Below are 13949 nucleotides of genomic sequence, written 5' to 3' on the forward strand. Positions count from 1 at the left end.
GGACGCGAAGATCGTCTTCTTCTGGCGTTCGATCGAGGACAGCAGACTGTCGACGCCCTTGGGGTTCTGCAGGAACTTCTGCAGCGAGGGCTGCATGACCGTCGAGGTGAAGTCGGGACGGGAGTCACGGTCCATGAACTGGGTCAGGCTCTTGGCGCCGGTGATCATCTCGTACGCCTTCTTCTGCAGCGGCGTGTACGAGGAGGTGTCGGCCTTGTTGGAGGCGGCCACCACACTGGTGTCGGACTTGAGGTAGATCTGCTCGGCCTCCGGCGTGCCCAGGTACTGCATGAGCTTGGTGACGCCCGCCTTGTTCTTCGGCGACTTGCTCACCATGAAGCCGTCGGCCGGCGCCTCGACGGTGTCCTGCCCGTACGCGGAGTTGATCTCCGGGAAGGCGAAGAAGTCGAGGTCGTCCAGGTCGGCCTTGTTGGTGAACTGCTGCGCCACGAAGGTGCCCAGCACGTACATGCCGGCCTTCTTGGCCACCAGGGTCTGCGCCGCGTCCTGCCAGGTGCGGCCCATGAAGCCGTCCTGGTGGTAGGGCAGTATCTCGGCCCAGTGGTCGAAGACGGTCTTGACCTTGGCGTCGGTCCAGGAGGCCTTGCCCGCCATCAGGTCGACGTGGAAGTCGTAGCCGTTGGTGCGGAAGTTGAGCTGGTCGAAGGTGCCCATCGCCGGCCAGGCGTCCTTGTCGCCGAACGCGATCGGGACCAGGTTGTCCTTCTTCATCTGCTTGCACAGGGCGACGAAGGCGTCCCACGTGGTGGGGACCTCGTAGCCGTACTGCTTGAAGACGCTCTTGCGGTAGAAGATCGCCCACGGGTAGGTGACCAGCGGCACGAAGTAGTACTTGCCGTCCGCGCCCTTGCTGAGCTTCTTCATGGCGTCGGGGAAGTTGTCGCCGATCTTCTCCCACACGTCGTCGATCGGGGAGGCCAGCCCCTTGGCCGCGAAGAACTGCATGCGGTACCCGGCGAACCAGTTGAACACGTCGTCGGGCGTGCCCTGGAGGTAGGAGTTGATCTGCTCCTGGAAGGTGTTGTGGTCCTTCGTGTTGACCTTGACCGAGAGCCCCGACTGCTTCGTGAACGCCGTGTAGATCTCCCCGTACGCCTTCTTCGGCACGGCGTCCGACTGGTTCGACCCCAGCGTGACGGTCTTGGAGTCCGACGAGCTGTCGCTGCTGCCACAGGCGGACAGCAGGGGTATGCCGGCCCCGAGCAGGGCGGCGCCGCCCATGCCCTTGAGCAGACCGCGGCGGCTGGGCGAGGGGAGGGAAGACGAGAGGTCACGCATGTACGGCTCCTGAAGGCAGGGGTTCGATCATGGAGGGTTTGGAGACCGGTCGTAATCAACCAGAAATCAACTTGACCGAACACGGTGGCGCAATGACAGCGTTATGTCAGGTCATGCGTCAATAGCTATCGGCCCGATTTGTCGAAACGTGACCGACATCCCTGCCTACCGGTGACACAGGAGCCCCGTCGGCGACGGGCTCAGTTGTAGGCGGCGAAGGCCTTCGAGAAGGCGAACGCGTCCTGGACGATCGAGCTGCAGGTCGCGTCGGCGGAGGGCTTCGCACCCCCGGGGCACTGCTTGTCCCGGGTGGCGGACCACATCGACAGTCCGCCCAGCCCCTTCGCCTTGGCGAAGGTCACGAGCTGGGAGGCGTCGTCGACCTTGAAGACCTCCGAGGCCACGTCGTTGACCCCGATCATCGGGGTGACGGCGACCGCGTTCCAGGCCGCGCTCTCGGACAGCCCGAGAACGCCCTTGACCTGTGCCTGGGTGGCGGTGGCGGCCTGCTCGGCGTAGGTGCCCATGTCTCCGCTGTACGCGGGCCCGTAGTCCATCGCCATGATGTTGACGGTGTCGATCTCGACGCCGTTCGCCTTGGCGTTCGCGAGCAGGTCCACGCCGTCCTGGGTGAGGCCCTCGGGCATGACCGGGAGGGTGTAGGAGACGTCGAGTCCGGGGTGCTGCGACTGGAGCTTCGCGATCGCCTGCGCCCGCCGGGTGTTCGCGGCCGTGTTCGGCAGCGCCCCGCCCTCCACGTCGAAGTCGACCTTGGTGAGGCCGTACGCGTCCACGGCCTTCCCGTACGCCGCCGCCAGCGCGTCCGCCGAGGAGCAGGTCGTGGCCAGCTCGGAGCCGGAGGCACCGCCGAAGGAGACCCGGACGTCCCCGCCCTTCGCCCGCAGCGCGCCGATCTGCTGGGCCACGGCGTCACTCGCCAGGTCGGTGACCCCGCCCCACTTGGGGGTGCAGCCGCCACCGTCGGTGACGAAGGCGAGGTTGTAGTTCTTGACGCCGGTGGACGCGGCACTCGCGACGAGGTCGAAGGCGGGGTAGAGGGAGGTGTCGACGTAGGGGGCGAAGCCGGTGCTCACCGAGGGGGAAGCGGTGGAGGTGGGCGTGGGGGTGGGTGTGGGGGTGGGCGTGGGGGTGGGTGTGGGGGTGGGGGTGTCGTTGCCGTCGGTGGCGCAGTCGGCGTCGTCCATGCGACAGCCTGTGGGGTCGCCCGAGCCGTTGACCACGAACCCGACCGTGACCGACTCACCGGCGGCCAGACCGTCGGTGTCCCACCGGGGCGGCTTCACGGTGACGTGCCGCCCGCTCACTCCGGACTCCCCGTTCCACAGGGAACCGAGCGTGGATCCGCTCGGCAGGTCGAACTCCAGCTTCCAGTCCTTGTCCACCGCACCGCTGTTGTTGGTGACGACGTACTGCGCGGAGTAACCCGTCGACCAGTCACTGGTTCTGCTGTACGCGACGCCGACCCCGGCCGCCTGGGCGGTACCGGTGACGAGGACCGCGCCACCCCCGACCACGGCGGCGGCCACCGCCCCGCCGATCAGCTTGTTCCTGCCACTCACCTTGCGTCGATGCATGCTCATGCCGCGGCACGCTAGCGAGCCGGAATCGGGCAAATGACCTGATCAGGACGGGGGTTGAGGATCTTAGGGCGCCCTTAAGGAAGGGATCGGGGTCGGTTAAAGGTCGAGACCAATCTGCCCGTGCGGCGCCGACGCACCCGGTGTCCCCGGCGCACCGGTTCCCGTCCGTCCACCTGGATCCAGATCCGCACCTCGGTGCCGCCCAGCACCGACGACCCGATCCGTACGTCCCCGCCGGTCGACTCGGCGAGCCGCCGCACGATGTCCAGCCCGAGCCCGGTCGACCCGGCGCTGCCCGATCCCCGCCCGCGCGCCATCGCGGCCTCGGGGTCACGGATGCCGGGCCCGGCGTCGGAGACGAGCACGATCACCGCGTCCTCGCCGTTGTGCACGTCGACCGCGAAGGCGGTGCCCTCCGGGGTGTGCCGGAAGACGTTGCCGAGCAGGGCGTCCAGCGCGGCGGCGAGATCCGCCCGGGCCACGGGTATGCGCACCGGCCGCTCGGTGCCGGCCACCCGCCACTTGCGGCCCTCGTCCTCGGCGAGCGCGGACCAGAACCCCATCCGCTCCCGGACCACCTCGGCCGCGTCGCACCCCGCGCCGGGCCCGGCGGCCGCCGTCTGCGGCTTGGCCTCCCGGGCGGTACGGATGATGGTGTCGACCTCGCGCTCCAGCTGCGCGACCGCGGCCCGGGTCTGCTCCGCGGCGGGCCCGTCCCCGAGCGAGGCCGCGTTGAGCCGCAGCACGGTCAGCGGGGTGCGCAGCCGGTGGGACAGATCGGCGGCCAGCTCCCGTTCGTTCGCCAGCAGTTGTACGACCTGGTCGGCCATGGAGTTGAACGCGACCGCCGCCAGCCGCAGTTCGGTCGGCCCCTCCTCCGGCACCCTCGACCCCAGCTTCCCCTCCCCCAGTTCATGGGCGCCCTCGACGAGTTTCTGAGCGGGCTGCACCATCCGGACACCGAGCCGGTCGGCGACCGCGACCGAGCCGACGACGAGCGCCATGCCGACGCCCGCGAGCACCGCCCAGGCGGTCGCGACGCCGTTGCTCACCTCGGACTCGGGGACGTACACCTCGACGACGGCTATCTCGCCGGAGCTGAGCGCGACCGGCTGGAGCAGGGTGGAGCCGCCGGGCACCTCGGTGGTGGAGGCGCGGCCCAGTTTCCGCACGGTCGCGATGTCGGCGGCGGCGGCCCGCTGCCGTCCGATGTCGACGGCCTTCTGACCGCTCTTCCGGTCGCCGTCGGCCGGTATGTGGACGGCCATCCCGGAGTCCGAGCCCGCGGAGGCGACGACCCGCTCCAACTGGTCGCGGTCGGTGGTGATGGACAGCGCCGGAGCCACGGCGGCGGCCTGCCGCTCGGCGTTGGAGAACGCGCGGTCCCGGGCCATCTCCTTGATGACGAGGCCGAGCGGGATGGCGAAGGCGACCACGACCATGGTGGTGACCGCCAGGCAGACCTTGACCAGGGCCCATCTCACAGCGGCAGCCCCCCGCCCGGTGGTTCCAGCTTCACGCCGACGCCCCGCAGGGTGTGCAGATAGCGGGGCTGCGCGGCCGTCTCCCCCAACTTGCGCCTGAGCCACGACAGATGGACGTCGATCGTCTGGTCGTCGCCGTAGGACTGCTGCCAGACCTCCGCGAGGAGTTCCTTGCGGGGCACGACCACCCCGGGCCGGGCGGCCAGGAAGGCGAGCAGGTCGAACTCGCGGCGGGTGAGGTCGAGTCGGACGCCGTCCAGCTCGGCCTGGCGGCGCAGCGGGTCGACGCTCAGGCCGCCGACGCGCAGCACGGTCTCCGGCGGCCCGTCACCGCCGGCGGCACGGGATCGCCGTAGGACGGCGGCCATGCGGGCGGAGAGGTGCTCGACCGAGAAGGGCTTGGTGAGGTAGTCGTCCGCCCCGGCGTTCAGCAGGCGGACGACCTCCGTCTCGTCGTCCCGCGCGGTGGCGATGATGACCGGGACGTCGGTGATCCCGCGCAGCATCTTCAGGGCCTCGGACCCGTCCAGATCGGGCAGTCCGAGGTCCAGGATCACCACGTCGAAACGGAAATGGGCGACCTCGCGCAGCGCCTCCAGTGCCGTGCCGACACTGCGCACGGTGTGTGCCGCGTCGGTCAGGTGCCGGATGAGCGCCGAGCGAACGAACTGGTCGTCCTCGACCACGAGCACACTTGCCATGCGCGGCACCGTACGCCATGCGGGGGACCTCTTTCGGCGCCTGTGGACAACTCAGTCCGGGTGCGCTCTGTGAGGTGCCTGAGGCAGTATGGCCCGCGATGCGCAGAGGACTCGTACACGTACTGGCTTGGACGCTCGCCACGGGCGCGGCGGTCACGCTGTCGTGGTGGGGCGTCCACACGGTCATGGCGGGCACGGCCTACGATCCGCCGCGCGCCCTGCCCATCACGGCGGCCGAGGCGACGACACAGGAGTCGAAGCCGCTGGCCTCACCGAGCCCGGCGAAGCGGCCGGCCCCGTCGAAGAGCCCGGCACCGGCGCCGAGTGCCACGTCCGCGAGGCCGACGCCCTCGAAGAGCCCTTCTCCCACGGCTTCCGGTCAGGTCAGAAGCTACGACACCGACGGCGGCCGCGCGGTCTTCGACCTCGGCGAGACGTCGGCGTCCCTGGTGTCCGCGACGCCGGGCACGGGCTGGTCGATGCAGGTGTGGAAGACGGAGTCGTGGATCCGGGTGGAGTTCTCCTCGGGCGCGGACCGGGTGTCGGTGTTCTGCACCTGGCACGACGGGCCGCCGCGGGTGGAGGTGGGGACCTACTAGGGCGGCCCTTGGCAGCCGGAAAACCTGAGAGCCAACTACATATTGACAGTCCACTCCCATTTGGGGGTAGCCTTTCATCAGGTTGCCCCATATGGGAGGTCCACATGTCCGCGCTCGCGCTGTCCTCGTCACCCCGCCGCTGGCTCGCCCTCGCCGCGCTCACCCTGAGCGTGCTGATCGTCGGCCTGGACGGCACCGTCATCAACGTCGCCCTGCCGACCATGGCGGGCGAACTCCCCGCCGACAGCTCACAGTTGCAGTGGATCGGCGGCGGCTATCTGCTCGCCCTGTCCGTGGCGATGCTCCCGGTCGGGCTGCTCGGCGACCGGTACGGCCACAAACGGCTCCTGCTGAGCGGCATCGGCCTGTTCGCCGTCGCCTCGCTCGGCGGAGCGCTGGCCGACTCGCCCATTGAGGTCATCGCGGCCCGGGCCGTCCTCGGTCTCGGCGCCGCCGCGATCATGCCACTGTCCATGGCGATCCTGCCGCGCCTCTTCGCCAAGGAGGAGCTGCCCAAGGCCGTCGCCGTCTGGACCGCCGCCACCGCGCTGGGCATGCCCGTCGGCCCCGTCGCGGGAGGCTGGCTGCTCGACCACTTCTGGTGGGGCTCAGTGTTCCTCTTCAACCTGCCCGTCGCCGCGCTCGCCCTGTTCGCCGGCCTGTGGCTGCTGCCGCGCGACGAACGGCACGCGCGTACCGCCCCGTTCGACCTGCTTGGCACCGTCCTCGGCGGCCTCGGCGTCGTCGCCCTCGTCTACGGCACCATCCTGATCCCCCAGGACGGCTGGACGAGCCCGTCCGTCCTCGCCTCGCTCGCCGCCGCGGCCGCCCTGCTGCCCGCGTTCGTCCTGCACGAGCGCCGCACCGCCCGCCCGATCGTCGACCTGAAGCTGTTCACCGACCGCCGCTTCCTGTGGGGCACACTGATCGCCGTGTTCGTCAACTTCGCCGTGATGGGCATCCTGTTCGTCCTCCCGCAGTACCTCCAGGCCGTCCTCGGCAACGACGCCCTCGGCACCGGCCTGCGCGTCCTGCCCCTGATCGGCGGGCTGATGGCGGCGGCCACCCTGAGCGAGTCGGTGGTCCCGCGGCTCGGCGTCCGTACGGTCGTCCCCTTCGGCCTGGCCCTGCTCTCGGCCGGGGCCCTGCTCGGCGCCACCACGGACGCTGCCGACGGCTACGGCTTCACCGCCCTGTGGCTCTCCCTCACCGGCCTCGGCTTCGGACTCGCCGTGGTGCCCGCGACCAGCCTGGTGATGGGCGCCCTGCCCACCGACCACACCGGCTCCGGCACCAGCCTCCTGGAGACCGTCCAGCAGCTCGGCTCGGTCCTCGGCGTCGCCGGCCTGGGCAGCCTGCTCGGCTACGGCTACCTGGCCCGGCTCGACACCGGCAGCCTGCCGAGGGGGGCGACGGACGCGGCCCGCGACTCGGTCTCCGGCGCCGACGCGGTGGCGCTCCAGCTGCACGACGCGGGCCTGACGGCCTCCGCGCACGGGGCCTTCGTCCACGGCATGAACCTGGTCCTGGTGGCCTGCGGGGCGATCGCCCTGCTCGCCGCGGTGCTGGCCGCGCGCTTCCTGCCCGGCCGCTCCACCTGCTCCCGCACGGTGGCCGGGTCCGTCCCCGAGCACGCAGAATCAGTCGCATGACGACGCACGAGACCTCCGCCGCGCCCCTCGGCCTGCGGGAGCGCAAGAAGCAGCAGACCCGTGAGCGCATCCGGCGCGAGGCCTACCGCCTGTTCGCCGAGCACGGGTACGAGGCGACCACGGTCGACCAGATCGCGGACGCGGCGGAGGTCTCGTCGAGCACGTTCTTCCGGTACTTCCCGACCAAGGAGGACGTGGTCATCCAGGACGAGTACGACCCCGCTCTCACCGAGGCGCTACGGTCCCGGCCCGCCGACGAGCCCGTCCTGGAGGCGATCCTGGGCACCCTGAAGGGCTCGCTCGGCGCGACGCTTCAACAGGACCGCGAGGACCTGCTCCTGCGCACCCGGCTCACCTTCGAGGACCCGGCGCTGCGGGCCCACAACGTGGCCGAACAGGACCGCAGCGAACGGGCCATGGCCGAGGTCATCGCGGAGCGCACCGGCCGGGACCCGGCCGACCTGGAGATCAGGTGCGCGGCCGCGGCGATCATCGCCGTGTTCACCACGCTCGTACGGTACTGGGTGGAGGGCGCCGGCCAGGAAGACCTGGCGGAACTGTACGCACGCCATCTGCCGCTGCTGGCACGCGGGTTGCCCTTCTGAGGAGAGCAGGTGGCCCTTGTGAAGAGACAAGCCCTGTGAAGGGACCGACTTCGTGAGGGGTCAGGGCTACCGGAACACCGAGGCCGGCGGGGCCGGGGAGGCCACCGCCGCCGAGTCCGTCACCGGTACGGACCCGCCGGTGAAGTCGGTGAGCGCCCTTCCGTGTTCGACCCGGCCCGGATGGGGATCTCCCGCGGCGCGGCGGGTCAGTTCCGCGAGCGGCAGGGGGGTGTCGGAGGCGACCAGGACGGCGTTGCCGAAGCGTTTGCCGCGCAGGACCGTCGGGTCGGCCACGAGGGCGAGTTCGGGGAAGCGGGCGGCGGCGGTGGCGATCTGGCCGCGCAGATGGGCCAGCGGCGGTCCGTCGGCGAGGTTGGCGGCGTAGTACCCGCCCGGCTTGAGGCTCCGGCGGACCTCGTCGAGGAACTCGGTGGAGGTGAGATGTGCCGGGGTCCTGGCTCCGCTGAACACATCGGCGATCACGAGGTCCGCCCACCCGTCGGGCACTTTGGCGAGGCCCTCGCGCGCGTCGACGGACCGCACCCGTATCCGCGCGTTCTGCTGCAACGGGAGCTTCTGTCGGACCAGTTGGACCAGAGCGGCATCCCGCTCGACGACCTGCTGGGTGGAGCGGGGGCGGGTGGCGGCGAGATACCGGGCGAGGGTGAAGGCGCCGCCGCCGAGGTGCACGGCGTGCACGGGCTTGCCGGGGGGCGCGACGAGGTCGATGACGTGGCCGAGGCGGCGCTGGTACTCGAAGGAGAGATGGGTCGGGTCGTCCAGGTCGACGTGGGACTGCGGGGCGCCGTCGATGAGCAGCGTCCACGCGTGTGTGCGCTCGCGGTCGGGGATGAGCTCGGCGAGGCCGCCGTCCACGGGTTCTACAACGGCTTCGGCGGACCTTCTGGACTTTCCCACTCCACCATTATCCGCAGCAGCGCGTGGTCACGCGTCTGCGGGCCGGTGGGCCCCCTCAGGCCGGCGAACTCACCGGCAGTTGTCCGCGGCCTCGATCAGTCTCGCCGCCTCGCCCAGTGCCTCCCGCAGCACCGCCGGGTCCGTCGCCAGGTCGGCGTCTCCCGGTGGCAGCAGCCAGTCCGATCCCGCCACCGGAGGCTCCGGGGCCAGCCGCAGACCCCGGCCGTCCGTCTCCGTGCACGTGCTCCCCGGCACGTCCCAGGCTGCCGCGGTCCCCGGCGGGACCAGGAACCCCAACGTCTGGCCACCGTCGTCGTGCAGCACCGGCCCGACCCCGTCCCCCACCCCCCGCCGCAGGATGTCGACGGCCTCCAGGCCGTGTCGCGTCGGCACCGTGACCACGTCACAGGACACCGGCGTACAAGGATCGACGCTCTGGCTGAACTCCATCGCGGCCTCCATCAAGGAACCCTCGTCCGACTCCGAGGATTTCAACGCGCGCCCGCGTCAACGGCTACGGCAGAAGTCCGCCGCAAAGGATGGCAGTTCATGGCAGATCCCGGATGAGATATCCGGTTTGTAGCCAAACCCCGCATGACGACCCGGACACAGCAGGTACGTTCTTGCCCGCCGGAAACAGGGCGCCACACTGACAAACCAGTCAACTCGCCCACCCCCGGCATGGTTCGACGGTTCGCACGAGAGGACCCGGCCATGACGTCGTCAATGGTGACCTCGTCCCAGCCCCCCAACCCACCGCAGCCGAACCTCGCGTTCCGGCGCCTGCGCGGACAGCGCTCGCCGGCCGAGTTCGCCGCGGCGGTGCGGCGGGCCGCGCGCGAGATCGGCGAGCGGGTCAGCTGCGACGCGCGCTATGTGGGCCGCGTCGAGGCGGGCGAGATCCGCTGCCCCAACTACGCGTACGAACGGGTGTTCCTGCACATGTTCCCCGGTCGCACGCTCACCGACCTGGGCTTCGCCCCCCGCGCCTCCGTGCGCGGACGCCGGGCACGTCCGGCGAGTGAGACAGAGGGGACGTACGAACCGTATGACACGCAAGACACGCAAGACCCTGACGAGACGTACGACAACTACGAGGAGAGCGACGTGCTGCGTCGCGCATTCATGACCGGCGGAGGCGCCACGGTGGCCGCCGCCTCACTGGGCCCCCTCGGGCTCGCCGTCGACGCCACGGCCGCCGGACGGCCGGTCCGCCGCGCCGGGACGGGCGAGGCGGGCGCCCTGGAAGAGGCCGTGCGCAGGATCCGGTTGCTCGACGACCGGCACGGGGCGGACGGCCTGTACCGGCGCGCGGCGGCTCCCCTGCGCGCCGCCTATGCGCTGCTGGACGTCGGCGCGACCCGGCAGACGACCGCAGACCGGCTGCACTCGGGCGCGGGCGAACTCGCCATCTCGGTGGGCTGGCTGGCGCATGACTCGGGACGCTTCGACGACGCCCGCTCGCACTACGCGGAGGCGCTCGCGACCGCCCGGGTGACCGGTGACGACGCCCTGGAGGCGCACGCCTTCTGCAACACGGCCTTCCTCGCGCGCGACGCGGGACGGCCGCGTGAGGCGGTGCGGGCCGCGCAGGCCGCGCAGCGGGTGGCCCGGCCCCTGGGCTCGCCCCGGCTGATGTCGCTGCTAGCGCTGCGCGAGGCGGGCGGCTGGGCGGGGCTCGCCGACCGCACGGGGTGCGAGCAGGCGCTCGCCCGCGCGCAGGCCTTCTTCGAACGAGGTCTCTCGGACGCCGACCCCGAGTGGATGAGTTTCTACGGCGAGGCCGAGCTGGAGGGTCTGGAGGCACAGTGCTGGTCGACGCTGGGCGACTGGCGCCGGGCCGCCCGGCACGCGCGCCGGGCGGCCGATCTCCAGGATCCGCACTTCACCCGCAACATCGCGCTGTACACCGCCGAACTGGCCGACGACCTGGCCCGCGGCGGCCACCCCGACGAGAGCGCGGCGGCGGGGCTGCGGGTCCTGGAGCTGTTGGGCGAGGTCCAGTCGTCCCGGATCCAGACGATGCTGGCGGGAACGGCGAGGGTGTTGCTGCCGCATCGGAGGGCGGCGGGGGTGTCGGCCTTCCTGGAACGCCACGCGTCGACGCCGAGGACTGCGTGAGCGGGTGACGGCCTGCCTGGCTGGGACCCGCCTGTTTTTGGCGCGGGGAACTGCGCGACCAGCCCCCACCGACCGCCACCCGACTACGAACCCAGATGCCCCAAGTCGTTCCAGCTCTCGATCGCCGGTTCGTCATAAGCCCAGCCCAGCACCGAAAGGGACGTCGGATTCAGCCGCACCCGCGCCGCGAAGTCGATCGGCAACCCCAGCCACCGCGCCCCGATGGACCGCAGAATGTGCCCGTGGGCGAACACCAGCACATCCCGGTCGGCGGAACGTGCCCAGGCGACGACCTCGTCCGCGCGGGAGGTGACCTCCGCCAGGGACTCCCCGTCCGGCACCCCGTCCCGCCAGATCAGCCACCCCGGCCGGACGGCCTGGATCTCGTCCGGGGTCATGCCCTCGTACGCGCCGTAGTCCCACTCCATGAGCGTGTCCCAGGTGGACGCCCGCTCCGCGAACCCGGCGAGTTCACAGGTCTCCCGCGCGCGTGCCAGTGGGCTCGTGCGTATCTCCGCCCCGCGGAGACCGTCGTGGGGAGCCCGGTGCAGCCGCTCGCCGAGCAGCTTGGCGCCCCGCCGGCCCTCCTCCAGGAGCGGCACGTCGGTCCTGCCGGTGTGCTTGCCGGACAGCGACCACTCGGTCTGTCCGTGCCGGGCCAGCAGGATGCGCGGAGCCATGAAGAGACCTTTCCGGAGGAAAGCGGAGGCGGAACCCCTCCATCATCGCGCACGCTGTGCAGGGGCAACCCGACGGGCGATCTCAGCGTCTTTGAGGGCCGAAGGCGCTGCGTGGGGGCACTCCACATGGGCCCGCACATACGCCGTAAAGTGGCACGACCGGACAAGGACCGCCGGACGCCGCGCGAAACGAAGGGGGACAGGATCGGATGCCGCTGACCGAGACACCAGGCACCGAGGCAGTCCCGGACACGCGGCTGCGCTGGTGGACCGAGCTGCCCCTGATCCTGTTGGTGTACGCCTGCTACAGCGCCGGCCGGCTCCTCGCCAGGGGCGATGTCACGGGCGCCGTGGACCACGGCCTGGCGATCCTCAAGGTCGAGAAGGTCCTGTACCTCAACGCCGAGCACCCGCTCAACCGGCTGTTCACCAGCCAGACCTGGATCGGTGTACCGGCCGACTTCTGGTACGCCTCGCTGCACTACCTGGTCACGCCGGCCATCCTGGTCTGGCTCTTCCGCTCCCGTGCCCTGCACTACCGCGCGGCCCGCACCTGGCTGATGACGTCCACGTTCATGGGTCTGATCGGCTTCACCCTGCTGCCGACCTGCCCGCCCCGCCTCCTCTCCGCGAGCCATGGCTTCGTCGACACGATGGCCCAGTACAGCTCGTACGGCTGGTGGGGCGGCGAGGCGAGCGCCCCACGGGGTATGGGCGGCATGACGAACCAGTACGCGGCCATGCCGAGCCTGCACGTCGGCTGGGCGCTGTGGTGCGGAGTGATGCTGTGGCGCTACGGCAGGACGCGTACGACGAAGGTCGCGGCCGTCGCCTACCCGCTGATCACCACGATCGTGGTCATGGGCACCGCGAACCACTACTTCCTCGACGCGGTCGCGGGCGCGGCCGTGATGGGTGTCGGGTTCCTGCTCGCCCCGTACGTCTCACGGGCCGCGGAGCGGGCCACGGCGGGTATCCGGGCCCGGATAACTCCCGTCACCGCCGTCCCGCAGGACGCAGAGCCCTCAATTGTCAGTGACGGATGCCAGACTTCCGCGGGTGAGCACATTCCACGGCAGCGCGAGTCACTCTTCGGAAGCGGAGCCGAGCCGAGTACCTCTCCCGCGGACGCGGGGGACGGCGCTCCGGCAGCGGCTCGCTGAGCTGCGCGGGCCCGAGGTACCGGCCAAGGCACTGGACGCGCGCGCCCTCGCGGCCCTCGCCGCCAACCCCGGGTGCAAGCGGCGCGCGATCCTCGACGGCGCCGGGGTGAACAAGACGGCGGTGGCGAGCGCGCTGGGTGCGCCGTCCGCGTTCGGGCAGTCGCAGTTCGCCCTGACGCGGGGCAACGCCTTCGAGGCGAAGGTCAAGGCGGACGGCGGCGCGGAGCTGCTGCGGCTGGTGCACGAGCGGCTGGACCGCACCGCGCAGCCCCCCGCCGACGCCCGGGTCCCCGACCTCACCGCGATCGGCCCCGAGGGCCGTACCGCGCGTACGGCACTGGCCCTGCGCGAAGCCACGGAGGCAGCGGGCACGTGGACGCTGCTCGACCACCCGATGCTCGCGCTGGACGTCGCCGGCTCCCCCGCCTTCCTGGAGCCGGACGCGGTGGTCGTGCACCCGGACGGCAGCTGGACAGTCGTGGAGATCAAGTCCTTCCCGATGCTGGACGGTTCGGCGGACCCGTCGAAGGTGGGCGCGGCCGCCCGCCAGGCCGCGGTGTACGTCCTGGCGCTGGAGGCGGTCGCGGCCCGTCTGGAACCGGCTCCGAAGGTCCGCCACCGGGTCCTGCTGGTCTGCCCCAAGGACTTCTCCAACCTGCCCACCGCCTCGGCCGTCGACATCCGCAAGCAGCGTGCGGTCACCGCCCGCCAGCTGGCCCGTCTCACCCGCATCCAGGACATCGCCGACGCCCTGCCCGACGGCACCTGCTTCGCTCCCGACCAGCCCGCCGCCGAACTGACCGCGGCGGTCGAGTCGGTCCCGGCGACCTACGCCCCCGAGTGCCTGTCCGCGTGCGAACTGGCCTTCCACTGCCGGGACCGCTCCCGCGCGGCCGGCGCGGTGACCTCCCTGGGCCGCTCGGTACGCGCGGAACTGGGCGGACTGACAACGGTCGAGGAGGTCCTGGCCGCGGCCCGCGGTGAGGCCGGCGATCCGGACGATCCGGCCGTGGCCGCCCTGCGGAGAGCCGCGCGGCTGCGCGCCGAAGCGCTGGAGGGCATCGGACCGGCGTCGGCGCCGGGCACGGCCGCGGGAGGTGCCGCGTGGTGACGACGATCCCGCGCC

General features: G+C 71.3%; 13 protein-coding genes. 6 read left to right on the forward strand and 7 right to left on the reverse strand.

The features are described 5' to 3' along the window. From AQJ46_RS38305 to AQJ46_RS38320, 4 genes are all read right to left on the reverse strand, one after another. Nucleotides 1-1299 (reverse strand): ABC transporter substrate-binding protein (locus AQJ46_RS38305; protein WP_059209968.1); only part of this gene is annotated, 1299 nt, incomplete at its 3' end. 200 nt (nt 1300-1499) lie between these two features. Beyond that, nucleotides 1500-2900, reverse strand: coding sequence for a glycoside hydrolase family 18 protein (locus AQJ46_RS38310; protein ID WP_059209969.1), 1401 nt, complete (start codon nt 2898-2900; stop codon nt 1500-1502). Nucleotides 2901-2974: 74 nt separating this feature from the next. Beyond that, nucleotides 2975-4384, reverse strand: coding sequence for a sensor histidine kinase (locus AQJ46_RS38315; RefSeq protein ID WP_059209970.1), 1410 nt, complete (start codon nt 4382-4384; stop codon nt 2975-2977). Continuing rightward, entirely contained in the window at nt 4381-5085 is a 705-nt protein-coding gene (locus AQJ46_RS38320; protein ID WP_059209971.1) for a response regulator transcription factor, read from the reverse strand. Before AQJ46_RS38320 ends, AQJ46_RS38315 begins: the two co-directional genes overlap by 4 nt. Nucleotides 5086-5183: 98 nt before the next feature. Here AQJ46_RS38320 and AQJ46_RS38325 point away from each other — a divergent pair, with 98 nt between their 5' ends. The 3 genes from AQJ46_RS38325 (at nt 5184) to AQJ46_RS38335 (ending at nt 7941) form a co-directional block, all read left to right on the forward strand. Further along, nucleotides 5184-5684, forward strand: a complete 501-nt coding sequence (locus tag AQJ46_RS38325) for a hypothetical protein (protein WP_059209972.1) — start codon at nt 5184-5186, stop codon at nt 5682-5684. Between the two features lie 104 nt (nt 5685-5788). Next, nucleotides 5789-7336: an MFS transporter gene (locus tag AQJ46_RS38330; protein WP_059209973.1), complete on the forward strand. Its 1548-nt coding sequence runs from the start codon at nt 5789-5791 to the stop codon at nt 7334-7336. Next, nucleotides 7333-7941, forward strand: coding sequence for an acyl-CoA-like ligand-binding transcription factor (locus AQJ46_RS38335; protein ID WP_059209974.1), 609 nt, complete (start codon nt 7333-7335; stop codon nt 7939-7941). Before AQJ46_RS38330 ends, AQJ46_RS38335 begins: the two co-directional genes overlap by 4 nt. A gap of 66 nt (nt 7942-8007) precedes the next feature. On the opposite strand, the gene AQJ46_RS38340 is transcribed toward AQJ46_RS38335, so the two are convergent. Both AQJ46_RS38340 and AQJ46_RS38345 read right to left on the reverse strand, forming a co-directional pair. Further along, complete coding sequence (locus tag AQJ46_RS38340; RefSeq protein ID WP_059209975.1) at nt 8008-8859, reverse strand: spermidine synthase; 852 nt, start codon at nt 8857-8859, stop codon at nt 8008-8010. 69 nt (nt 8860-8928) lie between these two features. After that, the gene (locus AQJ46_RS38345) at nt 8929-9309 is read right to left on the reverse strand and encodes a hypothetical protein (RefSeq protein WP_079072615.1); all 381 of its coding nucleotides are present in this window, start codon (nt 9307-9309) and stop codon (nt 8929-8931) included. Between the two features lie 264 nt (nt 9310-9573). Between AQJ46_RS38345 and AQJ46_RS38350 the strand changes: the two genes are divergently transcribed. Next, nucleotides 9574-10980: a tetratricopeptide repeat protein gene (locus AQJ46_RS38350; RefSeq protein WP_059209977.1), complete on the forward strand. Its 1407-nt coding sequence runs from the start codon at nt 9574-9576 to the stop codon at nt 10978-10980. A gap of 83 nt (nt 10981-11063) precedes the next feature. On the opposite strand, the gene AQJ46_RS38355 is transcribed toward AQJ46_RS38350, so the two are convergent. Next, complete coding sequence (locus AQJ46_RS38355) at nt 11064-11660, reverse strand: histidine phosphatase family protein (protein WP_059209978.1); 597 nt, start codon at nt 11658-11660, stop codon at nt 11064-11066. 209 nt (nt 11661-11869) lie between these two features. Between AQJ46_RS38355 and AQJ46_RS38360 the strand changes: the two genes are divergently transcribed. After that, nucleotides 11870-12823 (forward strand): phosphatase PAP2 family protein, encoded by a 954-nt coding sequence (locus tag AQJ46_RS38360; RefSeq protein ID WP_059209979.1) that lies wholly within the window; start codon nt 11870-11872, stop codon nt 12821-12823. Beyond that, nucleotides 12720-13934 (forward strand): hypothetical protein, encoded by a 1215-nt coding sequence (locus AQJ46_RS38365; protein ID WP_079072605.1) that lies wholly within the window; start codon nt 12720-12722, stop codon nt 13932-13934. The genes AQJ46_RS38360 and AQJ46_RS38365 overlap by 104 nt, the downstream gene beginning before the upstream one ends. The last annotated feature ends 15 nt before the right edge of the window (nt 13935-13949 follow it).

This window comes from Streptomyces canus (genome assembly GCF_001514145.1).
GTDB lineage: Bacteria > Actinomycetota > Actinomycetes > Streptomycetales > Streptomycetaceae > Streptomyces > Streptomyces canus.

Bases quoted from the DNA above. Each gene is read 5' to 3' on its own strand.
- AQJ46_RS38310 (WP_059209969.1), bottom strand. From the start codon at position 2,900: ATGAGCATGCATCGACGCAAGGTGAGTGGCAGGAACAAGCTGATCGGC.
- AQJ46_RS38320 (WP_059209971.1), bottom strand. From the start codon at position 5,085: ATGGCAAGTGTGCTCGTGGTCGAGGACGACCAGTTCGTTCGCTCGGCG.
- AQJ46_RS38325 (WP_059209972.1), top strand. From the start codon at position 5,184: ATGCGCAGAGGACTCGTACACGTACTGGCTTGGACGCTCGCCACGGGC.
- AQJ46_RS38330 (WP_059209973.1), top strand. From the start codon at position 5,789: ATGTCCGCGCTCGCGCTGTCCTCGTCACCCCGCCGCTGGCTCGCCCTC.
- AQJ46_RS38335 (WP_059209974.1), top strand. From the start codon at position 7,333: ATGACGACGCACGAGACCTCCGCCGCGCCCCTCGGCCTGCGGGAGCGC.
- AQJ46_RS38345 (WP_079072615.1), bottom strand. From the start codon at position 9,309: ATGGAGTTCAGCCAGAGCGTCGATCCTTGTACGCCGGTGTCCTGTGAC.
- AQJ46_RS38350 (WP_059209977.1), top strand. From the start codon at position 9,574: ATGACGTCGTCAATGGTGACCTCGTCCCAGCCCCCCAACCCACCGCAG.
- AQJ46_RS38355 (WP_059209978.1), bottom strand. From the start codon at position 11,660: ATGGCTCCGCGCATCCTGCTGGCCCGGCACGGACAGACCGAGTGGTCG.
- AQJ46_RS38360 (WP_059209979.1), top strand. From the start codon at position 11,870: ATGCCGCTGACCGAGACACCAGGCACCGAGGCAGTCCCGGACACGCGG.